The sequence below is a fragment of the Corynebacterium nasorum genome (assembly GCF_030229765.1).
Taxonomy (GTDB): domain Bacteria; phylum Actinomycetota; class Actinomycetes; order Mycobacteriales; family Mycobacteriaceae; genus Corynebacterium; species Corynebacterium kefirresidentii.
Genome location: NZ_JASPGY010000004.1, coordinates 41,073 through 61,559 on the forward strand (window position 1 = coordinate 41,073; position 20,487 = coordinate 61,559).

General features: G+C 60.1%; 21 protein-coding genes. 10 read left to right on the forward strand and 11 right to left on the reverse strand.

Going from position 1 to position 20,487, the window contains the following annotated elements:
• Positions 1-98 precede the first annotated feature (98 nt).
• The 3 genes from pgi to QP904_RS05135 form a co-directional block, all read right to left on the reverse strand.
• Complete coding sequence (gene pgi, locus QP904_RS05125) at positions 99-1,736, reverse strand: glucose-6-phosphate isomerase (protein WP_284767718.1); 1,638 nt, start codon at positions 1,734-1,736, stop codon at positions 99-101.
• A gap of 86 nt (positions 1,737-1,822) precedes the next feature.
• Positions 1,823-3,169, reverse strand: a complete 1,347-nt coding sequence (locus tag QP904_RS05130) for a Na+/H+ antiporter family protein (protein WP_284835663.1) — start codon at positions 3,167-3,169, stop codon at positions 1,823-1,825.
• A gap of 47 nt (positions 3,170-3,216) precedes the next feature.
• Positions 3,217-3,540 (reverse strand): chorismate mutase, encoded by a 324-nt coding sequence (locus tag QP904_RS05135; RefSeq protein WP_284835664.1) that lies wholly within the window; start codon positions 3,538-3,540, stop codon positions 3,217-3,219.
• Positions 3,541-3,637: 97 nt separating this feature from the next.
• On the opposite strand from QP904_RS05135, the gene pcrA reads away from it, so the two are divergent.
• Positions 3,638-6,163: a DNA helicase PcrA gene (gene pcrA, locus QP904_RS05140; RefSeq protein WP_284835665.1), complete on the forward strand. Its 2,526-nt coding sequence runs from the start codon at positions 3,638-3,640 to the stop codon at positions 6,161-6,163.
• Here pcrA and QP904_RS05145 read toward each other — a convergent pair.
• Together QP904_RS05145 and QP904_RS05150 are read right to left on the reverse strand one after the other, a co-directional pair.
• Positions 6,160-6,918: a M23 family metallopeptidase gene (locus tag QP904_RS05145; RefSeq protein WP_239279229.1), complete on the reverse strand. Its 759-nt coding sequence runs from the start codon at positions 6,916-6,918 to the stop codon at positions 6,160-6,162. The genes pcrA and QP904_RS05145 overlap by 4 nt on opposite strands.
• A 647-nt stretch (positions 6,919-7,565) precedes the next feature.
• Positions 7,566-8,315: a M23 family metallopeptidase gene (locus tag QP904_RS05150; RefSeq protein ID WP_284835666.1), complete on the reverse strand. Its 750-nt coding sequence runs from the start codon at positions 8,313-8,315 to the stop codon at positions 7,566-7,568.
• A 429-nt stretch (positions 8,316-8,744) separates the two neighbouring features.
• On the opposite strand from QP904_RS05150, the gene QP904_RS05155 reads away from it, so the two are divergent.
• The 5 genes from QP904_RS05155 to QP904_RS05175 are packed head-to-tail and all read left to right on the forward strand — an operon-like array spanning position 8,745 to position 14,233.
• A complete protein-coding gene (locus tag QP904_RS05155) occupies positions 8,745-10,424 on the forward strand; it encodes a cell division protein PerM (protein ID WP_250411698.1) in 1,680 nt (559 codons plus the stop codon).
• A gap of 22 nt (positions 10,425-10,446) precedes the next feature.
• Positions 10,447-11,055, forward strand: a complete 609-nt coding sequence (purN, locus tag QP904_RS05160) for a phosphoribosylglycinamide formyltransferase (protein WP_251068576.1) — start codon at positions 10,447-10,449, stop codon at positions 11,053-11,055.
• A gap of 27 nt (positions 11,056-11,082) precedes the next feature.
• On the forward strand, positions 11,083-12,615 hold the full coding sequence (gene purH, locus QP904_RS05165; protein ID WP_250411697.1) for a bifunctional phosphoribosylaminoimidazolecarboxamide formyltransferase/IMP cyclohydrolase: 1,533 nt from the start codon (positions 11,083-11,085) through the stop codon (positions 12,613-12,615).
• A 15-nt stretch (positions 12,616-12,630) separates the two neighbouring features.
• A complete protein-coding gene (locus tag QP904_RS05170) occupies positions 12,631-13,575 on the forward strand; it encodes a serine hydrolase (RefSeq protein ID WP_284835667.1) in 945 nt (314 codons plus the stop codon).
• A 25-nt stretch (positions 13,576-13,600) separates the two neighbouring features.
• Positions 13,601-14,233 (forward strand): hypothetical protein, encoded by a 633-nt coding sequence (locus QP904_RS05175; protein ID WP_023021980.1) that lies wholly within the window; start codon positions 13,601-13,603, stop codon positions 14,231-14,233.
• A 7-nt stretch (positions 14,234-14,240) separates the two neighbouring features.
• Here the strand turns inward: QP904_RS05175 and QP904_RS05180 are convergent, their stop codons facing one another.
• From QP904_RS05180 to rpmB, 6 genes are all read right to left on the reverse strand, one after another.
• Positions 14,241-14,957, reverse strand: a complete 717-nt coding sequence (locus tag QP904_RS05180) for a TetR/AcrR family transcriptional regulator (protein ID WP_023021979.1) — start codon at positions 14,955-14,957, stop codon at positions 14,241-14,243.
• 101 nt (positions 14,958-15,058) lie between these two features.
• Positions 15,059-15,838 carry a putative nucleotidyltransferase substrate binding domain-containing protein gene (locus QP904_RS05185; RefSeq protein ID WP_023021978.1) on the reverse strand — a complete coding sequence of 260 codons (780 nt, stop codon included), beginning with the start codon at positions 15,836-15,838 and terminating at the stop codon, positions 15,059-15,061.
• Positions 15,839-16,080: 242 nt separating this feature from the next.
• The gene (rpsR, locus tag QP904_RS05190) at positions 16,081-16,335 is read right to left on the reverse strand and encodes a 30S ribosomal protein S18 (RefSeq protein WP_005279904.1); all 255 of its coding nucleotides are present in this window, start codon (positions 16,333-16,335) and stop codon (positions 16,081-16,083) included.
• 15 nt (positions 16,336-16,350) lie between these two features.
• Entirely contained in the window at positions 16,351-16,656 is a 306-nt protein-coding gene (rpsN, locus tag QP904_RS05195; protein ID WP_005279906.1) for a 30S ribosomal protein S14, read from the reverse strand.
• Between the two features lie 3 nt (positions 16,657-16,659).
• Positions 16,660-16,824, reverse strand: coding sequence for a 50S ribosomal protein L33 (gene rpmG, locus QP904_RS05200; RefSeq protein ID WP_005279910.1), 165 nt, complete (start codon positions 16,822-16,824; stop codon positions 16,660-16,662).
• 2 nt (positions 16,825-16,826) lie between these two features.
• Positions 16,827-17,063: a 50S ribosomal protein L28 gene (gene rpmB, locus QP904_RS05205; protein ID WP_005279911.1), complete on the reverse strand. Its 237-nt coding sequence runs from the start codon at positions 17,061-17,063 to the stop codon at positions 16,827-16,829.
• Positions 17,064-17,539: 476 nt separating this feature from the next.
• Here rpmB and QP904_RS05210 point away from each other — a divergent pair, with 476 nt between their 5' ends.
• From QP904_RS05210 to QP904_RS05225, 4 genes are all read left to right on the forward strand, one after another.
• Complete coding sequence (locus QP904_RS05210; RefSeq protein WP_005323793.1) at positions 17,540-17,809, forward strand: type B 50S ribosomal protein L31; 270 nt, start codon at positions 17,540-17,542, stop codon at positions 17,807-17,809.
• Between the two features lie 15 nt (positions 17,810-17,824).
• Entirely contained in the window at positions 17,825-17,998 is a 174-nt protein-coding gene (gene rpmF / locus QP904_RS05215; RefSeq protein ID WP_005279913.1) for a 50S ribosomal protein L32, read from the forward strand.
• A 144-nt stretch (positions 17,999-18,142) separates the two neighbouring features.
• The gene (locus QP904_RS05220) at positions 18,143-18,841 is read left to right on the forward strand and encodes a response regulator transcription factor (RefSeq protein ID WP_284835668.1); all 699 of its coding nucleotides are present in this window, start codon (positions 18,143-18,145) and stop codon (positions 18,839-18,841) included.
• Positions 18,838-20,397 (forward strand): HAMP domain-containing sensor histidine kinase, encoded by a 1,560-nt coding sequence (locus QP904_RS05225; protein ID WP_524811224.1) that lies wholly within the window; start codon positions 18,838-18,840, stop codon positions 20,395-20,397. Before QP904_RS05220 ends, QP904_RS05225 begins: the two co-directional genes overlap by 4 nt.
• Positions 20,398-20,487: the final 90 nt, after the last annotated feature.

Genomic DNA, 20,487 nt, shown 5'->3' on the forward strand with positions numbered 1-20,487 from the left:
TGTTTTACATCGCCGTGGGGCAAGCGAGGCCATAAAGCAGCCGCGTTATCCGCCTCGCCGAGTAGGTGAGAGGGGATAACGCGGCTCAAAGTGTGCCTTTAGCGGTTGGAGCGGTACCAACCGATGAGCTCATCGGTGGACTGGTCGCCGGAGTTGGCGGCCTCAGCGCCGGAGACGGCCGGCGCCAGGTCATTAGCCTGCTGCTTGCCCAGCTCCACGCCCCACTGGTCGAAGGAGTTGATATCCCAGATAACGCCCTGGGTGAACACGATGTGCTCGTAGAGCGCGATGAGCGCGCCGAGGGTCTGCGGGGTGAGTTCCTCGGCCAGGATGGTGGTGGTCGGGCGGTTGCCCGGCATGACCTTGTGCGGCACGACGGCCTCGTCTACGCCCTCGGCCGCGATTTCTTCTGCGGTCTTGCCAAAGGCCAGCACCTTGGTCTGGGCAAAGAAGTTGCCCATGAGCAGGTCATGCATGGAACCAGAGCCATCGGCGGTGGGGAAGTCCTGCTTCGGGCGGGCAAACCCGATGAAGTCCGCCGGGATGAGGCGGGTTCCTTGGTGCATGAGTTGGAAGAAGGCGTGCTGGCCATTGGTGCCCGGCTCGCCCCAGTAGATTTCCCCGGTGGATGGGGCGGTAACCGCGGTGCCGTCGCGGCGCACGGACTTGCCATTGGATTCCATGGTCAGCTGCTGCAGGTAGGCCGGGAAGCGGCCGAGGTCCTGGGAGTAGGGGAGCACGGCGTGGGTCTGGGCGCCGAAGAAGTTGGTGTACCAGACCCCCAAGAGACCCATGAGCGCGGGGACGTTTTCTTCCAGTGGGGTGGTGCGGAAGTGCTCGTCCATGGCGTGGAAACCCTCGAGGAAGCGCATAAAGTCCATCGGGCCAATGGTGCACATGAGGGACAGGCCGATGGCGCAATCCACGGAGTAGCGGCCGCCGACCCAATTCCAGAACGGGAACATGTTCTCGGTATCGATGCCGAACTCGGCTACCTTCTCCGCATTGGTGGACACGGCGACGAAGTGCTTGGCTACGGCGGATTCGTCACCATCGAATTGCTCGATGAGCCAGCGGCGCGCGGCGTGCGCATTGGTTAGCGTCTCCTGGGTGGTAAACGTCTTGGACGCGATGATGAATAGGGTAGATTCTGCATCCAGGCCATCGAGTGTGGCGGCCATATCGGCCGGGTCAACGTTGGAGACGAATTCGGCGGAGATGCCGGCGACCTCATAGGAGCGCAGTGCCTTGGCCGCCATCGCTGGTCCGAGGTCGGAGCCACCGATGCCGATATTGACTACCTTTTTGATGGTGTGGCCGGTATGCCCGAGCCACGAGCCGGAGCGCAGCGCGGTGGCGAAATCGCGCATGCGGCCTAAGACCTCGTGGACATCGGCGGCGACGTCCTGGCCGTCAACGCTCAAGTCATCTTCGGCCGGGATGCGCAATGCGGTGTGCAGCACGGCGCGATCCTCGGTGTTATTGATGTGCTCGCCGGCGAACATGGCATCGCGGCGGGCCTCAAGGTCGGCGGCCTTGGCTACTTCCACCAGCTGCTTGACGACGTCCCCGTCGATCAGATTCTTCGATAGATCGACGTGCAGGCCGGCGGCGTCGAAAGTGAAGTTGCGGGCGCGGTCTGCATCGGCGGCGAAAAGCTCGCGGAGGTTGAGGTCCTTTTTATCCTCATATACTTTCGCGAGCTCGCTCCACTGGGCAGATGCGGTGATATCCATGATGGTTGGCCTTTCTGGCAACTAGCGCATTGGCAACATTTACCCCTCCCACCGTAGTCCAGAAAGCACTACCGCGTCGGGCCGTCTTAGAGGATGAGAGCGCCTGCCCAGCCGGCAATAAGCAGCGGAATATTGAAGTGGATGAAGGTGGGAATGACCGAGTCGCGGATGTGGTCGTGCTGGCCATCCGCGCCCAAGCCCGCGGTAGGGCCGAGGGTGGAATCGGAGGCGGGAGAGCCGGCGTCGCCAAGCGCGCCTGCGGTGCCAATAAGCGCCACGGTGGCCGCGGGGCTAAAGCCCAACGACATGCACAGCGGCACATAGATAACGGAGATGATGGGCAAGGTGGAAAAGGAAGAGCCGATGCCCATGGTGACCACTAAGCCCACCACCAGCATCGCGCCGGCGGAAAGGACCTTATTGGTGCCAAAGAGGTTGGCGGTGGCATCCACCAGCGGGCCGACCTCATTGGTCGCCGTCATGACCGAGGCGAACCCCTGGGCGGTTATCATGATGAAGCCGATGAGCGCCATCATCTTCATGCCATTGGTAAAGACATCGTCCGCGTGCTTCCAATCCACCGCGCCGGTAAGCAGCAAAATTCCTAAGCCGGTCAGCGCGCCGACCATGAGGCCATCGGATTCGAAGTCGAGCGCCTGCATGACAATCTGCACCGCAAAGGTGGCAATGATGGCCACGACGGAAACCCACACCTTATAAGCAGAGGGGGCCTCTTGGTGCTCCTCAGCCGCGATGGGCAGGTTTTCATAGTCGCGCGGTTTGCGGTAGCTAATGAAGATGGCGATGAGTAGGCCGGCGAGCATGCCGAGCGCCGGCACGCCCATGATCTGCATAATATTGATATCGGAGGTATCAAGCCCAGCCTGCTGGATATTAAAGAGCAGAATATCGTTCAAGTAAATGGAGCCGAAGCCCACCGGAATGAACATGTAGGTGGTGATAAGGCCGAAGGTCAGGCAGGTGGTAATCAGCCGGCGGTCCAGGCGCAGCTTATTCATCACTGTCAGCAGCGGCGGGATGATGAGTGGAATGAAGGCAATGTGGACTGGGATGAGGTTCTGGCTCATCACGGACATGGCGATGAGCCCGAGGATGAGCATCCACTTGGTGGCCAGGGCGGTCTTGGGGTCTGCTTCGCCGCTGCCGCCGAGCTTGCGGATGAGGAAATTAGCCAGGACCTGTGGCAGCCCGGCCGAGGCTACGCCCATGGCAAAAGCGCCCAAGAGGGCATAGCTTAGGGCAATCTTGGCGCCGCCGCCCAAGCCGTCTTGGAAGGCAACCATGGTGGCATCAAGCCCCATGCCGGACATGAGCCCGCCGACGATGGCGCCTAAGAAGAGCGCTACCACCACATGCACGCGCAGGAGGGCGAGCACGAGCATGACTATGACGGCGACGAGAACTGCATTCATGCTAATTCAGGGTACTGCATAGTATCGGCTGGCCAGTAATTATTCGGCTAACCCAGCCGGCCGCGGCCCATGCGCAGCAGCGCCGACGCGATGGTGGGTCCTTCCTCACCGAGTTCATCGCGAAACTGATTCAAAATAGCGATCTCGCGGGTGTGGACCAGGCGGGTGCCGCCGGAGTTCATGCGGGTGCGGCCAATGGCTTGGGAGACTTCCGCGCGGCGCTTGGCGGCATCCAAGATGATGCGGTCCATGCGGTTGATTTCTTCGCGATACTGCTGGATCTCCGCATCAGATAGGGGATCGTCCGTGCCCGAAGGCGTGCGGATGTCCAAGCCGTTATCGACGATGCCCTTGTTATCTTCTGCGGTCATAAGACCATATTGTGCCACCCGCCCGCGCAAAAGGAAATAGCAGCTCGCACGGCGGATACGGGGCGTGTCCGGTGGGGCTAGTAGGTTGGAAGGCATTATGAACGAAAACTCTCCTTTTAGCCCTTCCCCGTCCACCGGCGGTGCCTCGAACCCTAGTCCCTTTGGCGGCTTCGGCGCACCGCGCGCAGCGAGCACGCAATCCGAATCCCCCGATGCCTTGACCGAGGGCCTCAACCCACAGCAGCTGGAGGCCGTTACCCACTCGGGCAGCCCGCTGCTCATCGTGGCCGGCGCTGGTTCCGGCAAGACCGCCGTGCTTACCCGCCGCATTGCCTATCTCATGCGCCATCGCGGGGTAAATCCGTGGGAGATCCTCGCCATTACCTTTACTAATAAGGCCGCCGCGGAAATGAAGGAGCGCGTGGGCGGGCTGGTTGGCCCCGTGGCCGAGCGCATGTGGGTATCTACCTTCCACTCCATCTGTGTGCGCATCTTGCGCCAAAACGCGCAGCTGGTGCCGGGTCTTAATACCAATTTCACCATTTATGATGGCGATGATGCCCGCCGGCTATTGTCCATGATTGCTAAGGATATGCAGCTGGATCTGAAGAAGTACACCCCGCGCGTGCTGGCTAATCAGATTTCTAATCATAAAAATGAGCTCATCGGTCCCGAATCCGCACTGGAAAAGGCGCAGCAGACCAAGAACCCATTTGAGACCACCGTGGCCCAGGTCTATGCCGAATACCAGCGCCGCCTGCGTGCGGCCAATGCCGTGGACTTTGATGATCTCATCGGTGAGGTGGTGCGGATCTTCACTCAGCACCAGCAGGTGGTGGATTTTTATCGCCGGCGCTTTAAGCACGTACTAATTGACGAATACCAGGACACCAACCACGCCCAGTACGCCCTGGTTGCCGCGCTCGTGGGCAGGGGAGAGCTCGGCCCCGATGCCCCCGAGCTGTGCGTAGTGGGCGATTCCGATCAGTCCATTTATGCCTTCCGCGGCGCGACCATCCGCAATATTCAGGAATTTGAGCGCGACTACCCGCAGGCGCACACCATCTTGCTGGAGCAGAATTATCGCTCCACCCAGACCATTCTCAACGCGGCCAATGCCGTTATTGCCAAGAATGAGAACCGCCGCGAGAAGAACCTGTGGACCGCTCACGGCGAGGGCGAGCAGATCGTAGGCTACGTTGCCGATAATGAGCACGATGAGGCGCGCTTCATCGCCTCTGAAATCGACTCTTTGGCGGATAAGGGTCGCAGCTATTCCGATATCGCGGTCATGTACCGCACCAATAATGCCTCCCGTGCGCTGGAAGATATCTTTATCCGCTCCGGAATTCCGTACAAGGTGGTGGGCGGCACGCGCTTTTATGAGCGGCGCGAAATCCGCGATATGGTGGCCTACCTGCGCATCTTAGACAATCCAGACGATACGGTGAGCCTGCGCCGCATTATCAACGTGCCCAAGCGTGCCATTGGTGACAAGGCGCAGGGGCATATTGCCCTCCATGCGGAAAACCACGGCATTAGCTTTGGCAAGGCGCTTGCCGATGTCCCTCGGGGCGACGTCCCTGGCCTGGGCACTCGGGCCATTAACGCTGTCACCAAATTCAACGACATGATGGAGGGCATCCGCAACCAGATCCCGTCCATGCGCGATGAGGTTACCGGCCAGCCGGATTTGGGCGAGCTGCTTTCCGCCATTTTGGATGCCACGGGATACAAGGCGGAATTGGAAAATTCGAATGACCCGCAGGACGGTGCCCGCCTGGATAACCTCAACGAGTTGGTATCGGTGGCCCGCGAATTCACCTCAGAGGCGGCCAACCAGCTTGCCGCCTCCGGTGCGGATGCAGTGGACCCCTCCGAGCTAGTAGAGGAGGGCGAAGCCGCGCCCGGCTCGTTGCAGGCATTCTTGGAAAAGGTGTCGCTGGTGGCCGATGCTGACCAGATCCCTGATTCTGAGACCGGTGTGGTCACCATGATGACTTTGCACACCGCAAAGGGCCTCGAGTTCCCCGTGGTCTTTTTGACCGGCTGGGAGGATGGCCAATTCCCGCATATGCGCTCACTGGGTGACCCGAAAGAATTAAGCGAGGAGCGCCGCCTCGCCTATGTGGGCATTACCCGCGCTCGCGAGCAGTTGTATCTTACCCGCGCCATTTTGCGCTCGGCGTGGGGCAATCCGGTGACTAATCCCGCCAGCCGCTTCCTCGGCGAGGTCCCAGAAGACCTCATCAACTGGCGGCGCGAAGACTCCGATAGTTCCCTGACCGGCGCGTGGGGCGAGGACGACTACCAATATGGTCGTTCCTACGGCCGCGATTGGTCCGGATGGGGCAGTGGTGGTTCCCGGTCCGGGTCGCGCGGTGGAGGGCGCGCTGCGTCTTCCCCATCGCAGCGCACCAGCAAGCCGGCGGCGACCTCGATGCCTAAGAACAATAACCTCAACCTAGCCGTGGGTGACCGCGTCAATCACGCTAAGTACGGGCTTGGAACTGTCATTGAGACGTCCGGCTCCGGCAAGCGCGCCACGGTCACCGTGGACTTTGGTTCTTCCGGTAAGGTCCGGCTGATGCTCATCGGCGGAGTGCCGATGGAAAAGCTTTAGACCGAAATGCCGCGCTCGTTGAACCAGGAAACTGGGTCAACGGCGGCGCCTCCGCCTGGGTGAATCTCAAAGTGGAGGTGCGGGCCAGTGGAGTGGCCCTCGTTGCCAATGCCCGCGATTTCCTGACCCGCGGTCACGCGCTCGCCCACATTTACCTTGAGCAGGTCTGCCGGCATGTGACCGTAGACGGAGATGGTGCCGTCATCGTGCTGGATGCGGATCCAGTTGCCAAAGCCCTGCGCTGGACCGGAGTTGATGACGGTGCCGTCCATGACCGCGTGAATCGGGGTGCCCACCGGGTTAGCTACGTCGATGCCGTTGTGCATCGTGCCCCAGCGCTGGCCGAAGCCAGAAGTAAGCGTGCCGGAGGTAGGAAAGACCACGGTATTGCCCGCGGAGTCCGTGCCGCGCTTCGTGGTGAGTCCCGAGTGATTCCCCTGCGGTGCGAAAGCTTCCTCCAGGCCCGGTACAGCGCCCGGGTCTAGGACGATATTGACGCCGCCGGATTCGTTTCCATCTACCTGCGGAGTAGTCTCGCCGTTCAGTACGCCTACGGTGGTGGTGGCTAGGCCAACAAGGGCGTCGACCACGCCGGCGTTATCTACGTTCGTAGCGGTGGGCTCGGAAGAGCCGTCCGATACGTCCACGCTAGCCACTGGCTCTGCAGCAAAAGCGGTGGTGCCGGTAGCAAGTACGGTGCCAAGCGTAACGATGCTCAGCGCCACGTTCTTGCGCGCGCGGTTCATGCGCTTCATAGTTAAAGTCCTTTTCATGGCTGTGCATGGTCTTGGGACGCCCGCATCCTGGAGAGGGCGACGTCTTTCAACTGCCAACCGCGACACGCCGAAAGTCGAAATACTTGCGCTCGTGATCGCTCGTGGCAACGAGTTAAAAGTTAGCCCGCTCGAACGGCCCGCGCAATCTTAAAAAACGCTGGTAGAGGCGGAAATAATTCGAAATTATTCGAACATGCCAGCTTGTTGCGCGTGTTGCGAATGTGACTCGAGTGGCGTCTGTAAAGTATTGGTTTAGGGTCTGGGGGTGGACCTTGGGGGTGGCGTCCATGGCTTGGGGCTGCGGTCTCGTGCGTAATCGGCGGCTGAAAGTTGAAAATATCCACTCACCTGCGACAAGTCTGCGCGCTGGACTTGCCTGAATGTACTTCTGGCGCCCTTGTGGGGCCGTGGTGAGGGTCTAGCTGGTGCTGTGTTCACTAGTGGCAGCGGAGTCCTCAGGTGGCGCCAAGGGTCGTGTAGGGCGCCCTAGGGATGGTCTAGGGCGTCGTTGAGGCAAGCCCATCTGCCTGTGCGTGCTGTGGGCGGGGGAGGGCATCTGTGGACATGAAAAAGCGCCGCAGGAAAGCCACTGCGGCGCTTAACAAGAAGGTGTTGGGGTGGGGGCCTTAGAGGTCGATGCCTCGCTCAGCCAGCCAAGGCTGCGGATCGATTGCCTCGCCACCGTTCGGGTGAACTTCGAAGTGGAGGTGGGAGCCGGTGGAAAAGCCCATCGAGCCCATGCCGGCGATCTTCTGGCCGGCATGCACGTGCTCGCCAACGGCCACGTCAAGAGTTTGCATGTGACCATAAACGGTCATGGTGCCGTCGTCGTGCATGATGCGGATCCACTGGCCAAAGCCGGAAGCTGGACCGGAGTCGATGACCGTACCATCCATGACGGCAAGGATTGGGGTGCCAGGAGAGTTGGCGATGTCGACGCCCTTATGGAAGGTGCCCCAGCGCATAGCGAATGGAGATGTGAATGCGCCTTCGGCAGGGCGAGCTACGGACGGAGCGCGAGCAGCCTCGTCGGCAGCGGCGCGCTCTTCAGAAGCCTGAATGGCCTTGTTGAGCTGATCGGTTAGATCGGCAACTGGCTTAGCTTCAGCAACGTTGAGGATCTGCGGGGTGGTATCAACCGGAGCCGCAGCAGTATCCTCCACCTGAGTGGAGTCGGAGGCGAGCTCGAAGTCAACGGACTGCGTCTTGGTGGTGGCCGCGTCATCGGACTGGATGTTTGCGGCGGCTGCGCCACCAACGCCGGCCGTGGAAACTGCACCTGCCGCAACCGTCATTACGGCAATGCGGCCCTTCGCGGTCTGCGAGGTGACAATCTTGCGATGGCGGCCGGCGCCACGCTGAACTTTGCTTCGCATTAGGTCTTCTTTCGTCATTTTCACAATCTGCGCAGAACGAGTGTTACGTCCCCACCGAGTTAGTTACGAGATTGTGACCTTCTTGTTACCAACGAGATGTAACAGTAGCGTCTCGAAAAGATAACAGCAACCCAAATTAAGGAATTTTCAGGCTCGCTTCGGGGAAATTGTCCACGAGCAGGCAAGATGTGGGACGTGGAATATCATTAGTGCGATAAAGATCCCACGCGATCGCCGCGTGCGTCACGCAAAACTAGCGGCTATTTCCCCCATAGTATTACAGTCAGAGTTAAGGGTGTGAAACCAGGGTAGATTTTATACTCCTTATATATCTGTATATCCCAGGTACAGGGGTTGCCCCGGTGATTTTGCGAGCGCCTCGTCGCGCCACCCCGATTTCACTTCCGGAAGGTGGCAAAGTGGACGCCGATGAACAAAAACACCAGCCCCCAATCTCGGTCAACGCCCCGCCCGCGTAGCCAGGCGCGGGGCCGTACAGTGCGCACGGAGCGCACCCCACGCGCGCCTCATCCCAGTGGGTCACGCCAGTCCTCTGGATCGGCGCAGCGCGTCGCTCGTAAGGCCGGCTCCAAGGCCAAGGCGCGCCGCACCCCCGCGCCGTTGACCAAAGCCGGGCGTATTCGCCGCATGCTCATTACGGCGGCAGTGCCCAACGTGGTTATTGTCCTTATCATTATGGCCATCGCGCTGGGTGGTCTCATGCTCGCCGGCTCTCCCATGGCGTGGTGGTACACCATCGTGGCGGAGGCCTGGATGGTCTTTAACCTCGCCCCAGTCTCTGCGGCCGATGTGCATATTTCCTTCCTGCCGGCCTTGCCAGCGCTCATCCTCGCCGCGGTGGTGGCGGTTCGTGTGCGCAGCGCGGTCAAACACAAGGTCAGCGTCAAGGACCTGCTGACTCTCTTGGCCTGTGTGCTCGGGGTCCCAGTGGTCTTTACCATCATCGCGTGGCTGATGCTGTGGGATGCGGGCAAGGTCTATGACGTCTCCCCGCCAAACCTGGCGCAGGCATTGTTGCGCGTTATTGTTCTGCATCTGGCAGCCATGGCGGCCGGTATGGGTTGGCGCTTGTGGCGGGCGTTGGCCAAGCGTTATGGAGTGCCGCGCCCGCTTGTCGACGCCACCCAGATCGCCCTTCGCTACCTCGCCTACCTGGCCATTGGTGCAGCCGCAGTCTTCGCGGTGGTATTCCTTGTCAATGTTTCCCGCCAGGGCGAGATGATGAATGACTATCCCACGATCTCCGGTTTAGGCATTGCCGGACTCGTGCTGCTGAGCGTTCTCTACATTCCCAATGCCATCGTGAGCACCGCGGCGGTATTGGTGGGCTCGGAGTTTTCCGTAGGTGAAGGCTCGGTAAGCCTCTTTAGCGCCCACCTCGTGCCGCTGCCGCCGCTGCCCATTACCGGCGGCATTCCAGCATCCGCGCCCAGCTGGGCGGTGGCGCTATTAATCGTCCCCCTCGGCGCTGCAATCTACTCGTTGTATAAGAAGCGTCCGAACTTTCAGGACGTACTAGTAGCTACGGTGGCCGCCGCAGTAATCATGCTGGCTGCCTGCTACCTCGTCAGCGGTGACCTTGGCTACTATGGCGCGACCGGCCCGCAGCTGTGGACTGCCGCAGGTCTTACCGCCCTGTGGATGGCCGTCGTTGGTTGCGCCGTTGCCGCAGGCTTCGCCTTCGTAGCCTGGCGCGCGGCCCGCACGGCACCAGTTGCGGACCCCGCCGATGATGTCACTACCGAGGCAACCGATGTAGCCGCCGCCGAAACCGACGAGGCTCCCACCGACTCGGAGCGCGAGCCCATCACCGATCCGGAAATCGTGGACGCCGAGGTAGTCGAGGACGAGCCCGAGGATTCCGCACCTGGCGAGGTCGTAGAGGAACCGGAAGAAGAGCAGGAAGAAAAGGGCACTCCAGCCGAAGAAACAGCGGAGGAGCCGGAAGAGGAACCGGAAAAAGAGGCTGAGGAGGGCGATGAAAGGGGCGTCGCCAAGCCGCTGAGCCAACAGTTCAAGGACCAAATGGGGGAGAGTGAGCAGGACTCTGCGGGCGAAGATTCCCCCGAGGAGGGGGAGAGGGGCTAGGCTATAGCGCGTGACTTCACCGATGCCTCCGCGCTATACCGCTGACCCTGAACGCCTCCGAGTGGTGGTGCTCGTTTCTGGAACGGGTTCCCTGCTACAAGCCATTGTGGATGCCCAGGCCGGGCATTACCAGGTAGTCAAGGTGGTGGCGGATAAGGAATGCCACGGTATTGCGCGCGCACAGGGCCACGGGATTGAAACCGAGGTCGTGGCGCTGGGTGCGGATCGCGCCGAATGGAATCAACGTCTGGTTGACGCAGTAGATGCTGCGCAGCCAGACGTTGTTGTTTCTGCGGGCTTTATGAAGATCCTGGGCCAGGAATTCTTGGACCGCTTCGAAGGCCGCACTATCAATACCCACCCGGCGCTACTGCCTGCCTTCAAGGGAGCGCACGCGGTGCGCGACGCCCTAGATTATGGCGTGAAGATCACTGGCTCTACCGTCCACTTTGTGGACGCGGGCGTGGATACCGGCTCCATTATCGCGCAGCGCCCCGTTGTCATTGACGCGGACGATGACGAGTCCACCCTCCATGAACGCATTAAACAAGTAGAGCGCGATCTCATCGTGGAGGTGCTGCGTGCAGCTAACGTCCACGACGAGAAACTAACTATTCAACTCGCAGACTAAGACTTTTCGAAAGGCTTAATCCTCCTCATGAGCGAAGACCGCAAGCAGGTAAAGCGCGCCCTTATCAGCGTGTACGACAAGACCGGGCTGGAGGATCTAGCCCGCGCCCTCGATAAGGCTGGCGTGGAAATCGTCTCCACCGGCTCCACCGCGAAGAAGATCGCTGACCTAGGCATCGAGGTCACTCCGGTAGAAAAGCTCACCGGCTTCCCGGAGTGCTTGGAAGGCCGCGTCAAGACGCTGCACCCGCGCGTGCACGCCGGCATCTTGGCCGATACCCGCAAGGAAGATCACCTCAACCAGCTCTCCGAGCTCGAGGTAGAGCCTTTCCAGCTCGTCGTGGTCAACCTGTACCCCTTCCGTGAGACGGTGGCCTCGGGCGCGGACTTTGATGGCTGCGTGGAACAGATCGATATCGGCGGCCCATCCATGGTGCGTGCGGCCGCCAAGAACCACCCGTCTGTTGCCGTTGTCGTGGATCCTTCCCGCTACGACGAGGCCGTGGAGGCCGTGAACAACGGTGGCTTCACCCTGGAGCAGCGCCGCGGCCTGGCGCGCGACGCCTTCCTGCACACCGCGGATTATGATGCTGCCGTCTCCGCGTGGTTCGTGGACCAGCTCAGCGAGGAGGGCCAAACCACCCCGCTGCGCTACGGCGAGAACTCTCACCAAGCGGCGACCGTCACCCGCATCGGTTCCAAGGGCCTTGCCAATGCCACCCAGTTCAATGGCAAGGAGATGAGCTACAACAACTACCAGGATGCGGATGCCGCGTGGCGCGCCGCATGGGATCACGAGCGCCCCTGCGTTGCGATTATCAAGCACACCAACCCCTGCGGCATTGCCGTGTCCGAGGAGTCCATCGCCGCCGCCCACCGCGCGGCGCACGCGTGCGACCCAATGTCCGCCTTCGGCGGCGTGATTGCCGTCAACCGCGAGGTCACCGTAGAGATGGCCGAGCAGGTTAAGGAGATCTTCACTGAGGTCATCGTCGCTCCTTCCTATGAGGACGGCGCCATCGAGGTGCTCAAGGCCAAGAAGAACCTGCGCGTGCTGCAGGCAGAGCACGAAGACCAGCACGAGGAGCGCAAGTACATCTCCGGCGGCGTGCTCACCCAAGAGCCAGACACCTACCAGGCCGAGGGTGATAACCCGGCCAACTGGACCCTGGCTGCGGGCGAGGCCCTCAACGAGTCCGACTTGGCTGAGCTCGAGTTCGCCTGGCGCGCCGTGCGCGCGGTGAAGTCCAACGCCATCTTGCTGGCCAAGGACAATGCCACCGTGGGCGTGGGCATGGGCCAGGTCAACCGCGTTGACTCCGCCAAGCTGGCCGTCGAGCGCGCCAACACCTTGGCCGATGGTGCCAACCGCACCGAGGGCTCCTTCGCCGCTTCTGACGCCTTCTTCCCGTTCGCCGATGGTTTGCAGGTGCTTCTCGACGCCGGCGTTAAGGCCGTTGTCCAGCCCGGCGGCTCCATCCGCGACGAAGAAGTCATCGCGGCAGCGAAGGAAGCCGGCGTTACTTTGTACCTGACCGGTACCCGCCACTTCGCGCACTAGCCTAAGCTAGACGCCATGACATTCCCTATCCGCCGGGCCTGGGGCCCGGCAGCCACCCTTATCGCCTGCGCGCTCACCCTGAGCGCCTGCGGCGACGAGGACGCGGCAGAAAATTCCCCTACCTTTGTCAACACCGAGGCCCGCGGCACGGCCGATCCCCTCTACGGTGAGACCACGTCCGCAGCGCCGGCGGCCTCATCCGCAGCACCAGCCGCCTCGTCTGCGCCTTCCTCTTCCACGGAGCCATCGGCCGCGGCACCCGCCGGTGACGTCCAAGCCGTGCTTGACCGCATCGTGGCCGAACACGGCGATGTGGGCATCGCCGTATCCGATGGCACCACCACCATTGAAGCGGGGCGCACCGCTCCCGAAGCCGCGTGGTCAACCTCCAAGGTGCCGGTGCTCATCGCGGCGAATCGCACGGGTGTGGCCGATAGTCAGCTAGTGTCCTCTGCAATCACCTACTCCGATAACGAGGCCGCCAAGGCCGCGTGGGCGGGGCTAGGGGAGGGCACCGCCGCCGCGCAGGCCGCACAAAGCGTCATTGCGGAGGCGGGCGATACCGCCACCCAAGTCCAATCCCAGGTCACCCGCCCGGAATTCACGGCCTTTGGCCAAACCATGTGGAGCGTGGGCAACCAAGCAAAGTTCATGGCCGGGGTGCGCTGCGTTGAAGGAGCCCAGCCGATTATCGACGCCATGGGTGTCGCCGATCCCGCCCAAGCCTACGGCCTGCGCACCCTACCGGGCGCCTTGATGAAGGGCGGCTGGGGACCGAGCCCCGCCGGCGCCTACGACGTGCGGCAGATGGGCATTGTGCAGCTGGGCGGGCACGACGTCGCCGTAGCATTAATTGCCTCGTCTCCTGATGGGCAGTACGCCTCCACCCAGGCGGTCCTTACATCCATTGCCGAAGACCTCGCTCAAGCCAATACGCAGTGGCCCAGCTCGGCCTGCTAAGTCCTAGCACTAGAAAGGAAAGCTAATGTCTTATCGCTCTCGCCTCCGCCCGCTTATCGCCGCGGGGTTCGTCCCACTCGTGGCCGCCAGCCTCGCGCTCAGCGGCTGCAGCAACGCCAAGGATGAAGCTGCCCCTAGCTTTAAAGGCCAGGGTAGTGGAATGACCACGGTCGACAACGCCGATAAAGAAGAGAAGAGTGGCGAGGAAACCACGGCTGCGCAAGAGACCGCAACGAAAGATGAGGAAACCCCCGAGGAGCCACCGGTAGTTACGGTCACGCAGACAGAAAAGCAGGAGTTACCTTCCTCTTCCGGCGGGGGTCAGAAGAGTGGTGTGGGTAACTACATTTCCAACTTCAACGAGTACGGATGGCTGGATGGCGGCTACGCCGACTGTCAGCGCTTTGAGCGTGCCTTGTTCGCCGGCTCTGGTCCCGACGGCAGGGTCATCATTTGTGAAACCGGCGGTGGAGTCAAATTCTATCGCTCGTCGATGTTTGATGGTCAGTTCCAAACGGACGACGTTACCCAAGACGGGAATAACTACTACGTCAATGCGGATCCCTCGATTATCGTGGTGACCCCGAGCGGCGTCAGCGTGCGCGAGGGAGGCGGATTGGCTGCCACGGGAGAGTTCACGGAGTCGTGGCAGCGCTAGTGAGGGGTTAGCGCGACTTCTTCTTGCGGTCGGCTGCTGCGGCGGCGGCCGCAGAGATGGAGTCGTTGCGATTCTTCAATAGCTCGAGGGTGGTTTCCTCGGCGTTATCGGGAACGGAGGCGCCGAGGACGGCTAAGGCGGCGTCGGCAAGCATGGCTGCAGTCTCTGGTACCGACTGGGAAGCATCGAACGGAGGGGTGCCGTTATTGGGGCGCATTTCGATGACGGATAGCGCAATGTGGAAGGGAAGCTCCACTCGGGGATCCTCCTCGCCCACAATGGCGGCGGCGGTAGAGCGGAAATGATTCTGCAGGCGGTCGCGCGATTCGTGGTATTCGGAAAACTCCGGAGAATTAGCCACCGGCAGTTGATATAGGCGTCCCACGTTCCAGCCGCTGGTGAGCAGTAGACGTGATTCCGCGGCGACCAAAGACCACAGGCGTTGAGCCGGATCGGCATCAGTGCCGGCCAACTCATCGGCCAACTCCAAGGATGGTTCGATGGTGGAATTGAGCAGCGTAAGGAAAATCTCCGTCTTGGACGGGAAATGGTAATACAGCGAGGCCTGGCGGATGCCAACCGCATCTGCAATCTGGTGCGTGGATGTAGTAGCAAACCCTTGAGTAGTGAAAAGCTCGGAGGAGGCGTCCAAGATCTCCTCTCGGGCGCTGTTTCCCCTGCGCCGCGGGCTGTGTTTACGCGGCCTACCGACAGTGCCTGCCATGCGGTGGGACGCCTCCTTTCACAAGAAGAAATTGCTTTTAATTACCAACTGTACAATCTTATGCCCGACTAGGTACTGCTTCCGAATCCGCACCTTAGGGACTATTTATATTCTTCTGTCTGCTGGGTAATGGACTCAAATACGGCCGAGACAATACGGCACGCCGAGCCATAAGCAGTGCGGTCCAACGGCGGAAGATCCCGCAGCGTGGCTGGGCGGTCACTGACGCGCTCGTACCAACGGCGCAACTCTAATGCATAGCCGGTACGCCACGCTAGATCCAAAGACTCTGCGTCGGTGGCGGTGAGGACAGCGCGCTCAACGCCAATCGCCAGGCGATCTACCGTCGGGCGAGGCCCCGGCGCTGCCCAGCGAGCGATAGCTGCAATGGGGGAGAGCAGTGTCGCCTTGATGTCCACAGCTGCATCTCGGTCCGGCAGGCCGTCCACCATTTTCAGAGTAGGCGGGCGCTTGGTCAAAGCTTCTTCCAGGAGTGCTTGTTCGCCGCCGTTTCCTAGGGGGAGGCCGGCATCGACGCGCGAGGCAATCGAATCGGCGGCCTCGTGAGCCTGGAGGCCGACATCAGAAAAGACTTCCTGGAGATCGGAGTCCTGGCCAATCCACTCCACAGGCATAGATGGCAGCTGGTCGCCCCGAGCGGCAGCACCGGTAAGGCGTACCGGTGAGTTGACCCCAGGGGAGCGAACGATATCTACCAACAAGTGGGAATACCAGTGAGCCAATTCAATCTCATTATCTTGGTGAGCGACCGCATTGCGCAAGATATCTTGGGCCTCTGCGAGCAGCCCGCGGGCCGTAGCGCGGGACTGGCAGTGCGGGGCAAGCTCGGAGAGATCGAGTAGGGATTGGTGTAGGGCCATTGCTCACTGCCTTTCACTAGTGCGAAGCCGGTGCTTCCCCCAGCGGCTGCGGGGCGCACGAATGCTTTAAATCTAACACCTTGGCCGCGTGGGCTGAATATCTGGGTGCAAAGGCGGGAGTAAGAGGGAGAAAACGACTATCGCCGCCTGCCCTCGAGGAGGGAGGCGGCGATAGTCTATGGATCTTTTACCGTGTCACACTTGCCAGCGGCAAAAGTGCGCTGTTGATACCCAGCTACTGTTTAGCGGGTGGTGAACGGCAGGAGAGCCATTTCGCGTGCGTTCTTGACTGCGGTAGCAACCTGACGCTGCTGCTGCGGGGTCAGACCGGTGACGCGACGGGAACGAATCTTGTGACGATCCGAGATGAACAGACGCAGAGTCTTGGTGTCCTTGTAGTCCACCTTCTCGATGCCCTCAGCCTTCAAAGGGTTCTTCTTCGGGCGACGGCTCTGCTCCATACGGAACTTCTTTTGGTTATTGCGCTTATTAGCCATTGTGCAATTACCCCTTTACCAGCTGGACTTACGAACGCCCGGCAGCTCACCACGGTGAGCCATGCCGCGCATACGGACACGGGACAGGCCGAACTTGCGGAGGTAACCGCGTGGGCGGCCATCGGCAGCGTCACGGTTACGTACGCGGGCTGGGGAAGCGTCACGAGGCTGGCGGTTCAGCTCGAACTGAGCCTCCAGGCGCTCCTCATCCGGGGTGTTCGGGTTCTTGATGATCTTCTTGAGCTCAGCGCGACGCTCCGCATAGCGGGCGACGATTTCCTTGCGCTGCTCGTTCTTAGCGATCTTGGACTTCTTAGCCATTGATTATCGCTCCTCGCGGAATTCGACGTGCTTGCGGGCAATCGGATCGAACTTCTTCAAGGTGATGCGATCCGGGTTGTTGCGCTTGTTCTTACGGGTCACGTAGGTGTAACCGGTGCCCGCAGTGGACTTCAGCTTAATGATTGGGCGGATATCGTTACGTGCCATACTTAAATCTTCTCCCCACGTGCGCGAATCTTAGCCACAACGGACTCGATGCCATCGCGGTCGATGATCTTCATGCCCTTGGTGGAAACATTCAGGGTGATGGTACGGCCCTCAGAGGGCAGGTAGTAGCGACGACGCTGCACGTTGGGGTTCCAACGGCGCGAAGTGCGGCGGTGCGAGTGCGAGACCTGCTTGCCGAATTCCGGCTTGCGGCCCGTTACCTGGCAAATAGCCGACATGGGTCTTCTTTCTCCTAGCCGCCCACATCATGGCTATGGACAATGAAACGCCGACTGCCGAGTGAGGGTGGCAGTGCTCAAAAGTGAGGTGTGAGCGGGTGCGGCGCCATCGTCGAACGCCAGTAGACGGGGCGTAAAACGTATATTTTGACAACAGCAAGGGAAAATCTTACAGCCTTGGGCGCGAATTACCTAATCGCTACCTTGCTGTGGTTAGTGGGGCTGTTTGTGGTTTTGGGGTGGCATTTGGCTGTGGCGTGCCGCCATGCGTAATACAAGAAACTGGTGTGAAATGAGTGGTCGGAGCGGGAAGGGGATTTCGCATCTGGGGTAGTTGACTGTAGGATAATTCAGGTTGTTGACCCGTGCCGCACGGCACGCGGTTAGCAGAGTGAAATTTGTACGTCCCAACTCGGGCACGATCCGCTCCATAAGTGGGTGGAACCGACCTGTAGTCCAACCCTGAGGGAATATATATGAAGAAAGATATTCACCCGGATTACCACCCGGTAGTCTTCCGTGATGCTGGTACCGGTCACTCCTTTTTGACTAAGTCCACCGCTTCCTCCGACCGCACCGTGGAGTGGGAAGATGGCAACGAGTACCCACTGATCGTTGTTGACGTTACCGCTGAGTCCCACCCGTTCTGGACTGGTGCACAGCGCGTTATGGATACCGCCGGCCGCGTCGAGCGCTTCAACCAGCGCTTCGGTGGCATGGCTCGCCGTAAGAAGAAGAACGCGTAAGGAGGAGAATAGAAAATGGCAACTCCTAAGTTTAAGAAGTCCCGTGCGAACACCCACGCACGTCGTTCCCAGTGGAAGGCTGACAACGTGGCCCTCCAGGAAGTCACCATCGACGGACAGACCGTCCGCATCCCGCGCCGCTTGGTCAAGGCTGCCAAGCTGGGCCTGGTTGACGTAGAGCAGTTCTAAGCTCGTTTCGCACTTTCCCCGTTCGCTCTCTGTAGGAGGGTTGAGCGGGGATTTTTGCTACCTTAAGTATTATTTGGGGGGCTATGGGGGTAAATATTTCTCATAACTTCATGAAGTTGCGTTTCATCAGTAATAATTAGGATCATGAAAATCCTTGTGGTGGATGATGAACAACCCGTCCGTGAATCGCTACGCCGTTCCCTACGTTTCAACGGCTACGATGTGCTGACTGCTAGCGACGGCTTAGAGGCAGTGGAGGCGGTGCGCTCTGAGAATCCAGAATTGCTGATTCTGGACGTCATGATGCCAAACATGGATGGACTTGAGGTGTGCCGCACCCTGCGTAGCGAAGGCTGGGACCGTCCGATTCTCGTGCTGACCGCGCGCGATGGCGTATCGGACCGCGTAGCTGGTCTCGATGCTGGCGCCGATGATTACTTGCCAAAGCCATTCGCACTGGAAGAGCTCTTGGCGCGCGTGCGTTCCCTGGTTCGCCGCGCTTCCGCAGATTCCATCGCTGCTGAGGCTCCGGTGGAGAGCAAGCTTAGCTTCGAAGACCTAGAACTCGACGCTGATACTCGTGAAGTAAGCCGCGGCGGCCGCGCAATTTCTTTGACGCGTACCGAATTTTCCCTACTGCAGCTCCTTATGGAAAATCCCCGCAAGGTGCTTTCTCGTAGCAAGATTCTGGAGGAGGTATGGGGCTATGATTTCCCTACCTCTGGCAATGCGCTCGAGGTCTATATTGGCTACCTGCGGAAGAAGACGGAGGGAGACGGCGACTCGCGTCTTATCCACACAGTCCGTGGCGTCGGTTATGTCTTGAGGGAGTCTCATCCGTGATCTTAAGGAAGCCCGCTTCCCCTGCAGTGGCTTCCGGGAAAGCACAGCCCACACCTCTTACTGAGTTCTCTGAAAGTCAAGGGAGCTGGGCTTCACGGGCGCCACTGCGGTGGCGCCTTGCTACTGTTACTGGCCTTGTGGTGGCCGTGGCCGTTGCCTTAATGACCTTGGCAACGTACTGGGTAGTATCTATGTCCCTGACTGCCTCCGTAGATGACCGCTTGGAGGCCAAAGCGGATGCCTTGTTGCGCAAGAGCCAGGACCCGCGGTTTATCGACAACGTGGATCAGGAAATTGACGAATTTAAGTCCTATAACCCTGATACGCGCGTTTCCTTATCGCCGCCCTCCACGAGCATGTCTTATGGCGATACTATTCCCCTCGGTGGAGACTTCCATCGGACGGAAGACTATACAGATACCTCCGTGCGTACGGTCGGCGGCGAGCGTATTCTGGCCAAACGCCACGATCTAGGCTCTACCGTTATCGTTGCGCAATCTCTGGCTCCGACCCAAGAATTCATCGCCATCCTCGGCACGGTTTTGCTGATTATTGTTGCGCTTGGCATTTTGCTCGCCATCTTTGCTGGTCTCATCGTGTCCAAAACCGGCATGCAACCCATCGCGCGCTTGAAACGCGCGGTGGATTACGTGACGCAGACCAATGATCTGCGCCCCATCGAAGTATCCAATAATGACGAGATGGCTCAGCTGACCACATCCTTTAACCAGATGCTGGAAGCTCTGCAAGAGTCTCGGTCGCAGCAGGCCCAGTTCGTCGCCGATGCCGGGCACGAGCTGAAGACGCCGTTGACCTCAATGCGTACCAATATTGAGCTTTTGATGATGCTTAATCGCGCCGGTGGCGGCTTTGGCATGAGCGATGAGGACCGCAAGGACCTTGAAGATGACGTCATGTCCCAGATGAACGAACTCTCCACCTTGATTGGTGACCTCGTTGACTTGGCGCGTGAGGATGGCAACGAACGAGAACCGGAACCGGTGGACCTGTGCGAGGTCATGATGTCTTCCTTAGAGCGTGCCCGTCGCCGCCGCCCGGACGTGGAATTTCTGGTGCGCTTTATCCCGTGGGAGCTGGATGGTGACCCCTTCGCATTGGGCCGCGCTACGTTGAATCTGATGGACAATGCGGCTAAGTGGTCGCCGGCTACTGGCACGGTACGCGTGTCCATGGAACAGCTATCTTCCCACGAGGTGCGCTTGCGCTTTGATGACTCCGGTCCGGGCATTGCGCCGGAGGAGCGGGAGAAGGTTTTCGAGCGCTTCTACCGTTCGGCAGAGGCGCGTTCTATGCCTGGCTCTGGTTTGGGCCTGGCTATCGTGAAATCGGTGATTGAGCGCCACGACGGCACGATTAAGATCCGTGAGTCTAATGATGGTGGCACGCGCATGGAAGTAGTCCTGCCGGGCAAGCCCGTGTCCGGAGAAATCTTTGTCGATGGTTTGGCAGAACCGCATGAGGGGCAGCCGGGCGGCAATGAAGATTCCAGCGATCGCGGTGAAATCTTTGCTCAACGCTGGTTTAACCAAGGGTAGGCTGCGGCCTTTTATACTGGTGATCGCATACAGCTACCTTTCAGGAATTCCTAGTAGGTTGGCAGATCAGTAACAGTCTTGACTAAGCGA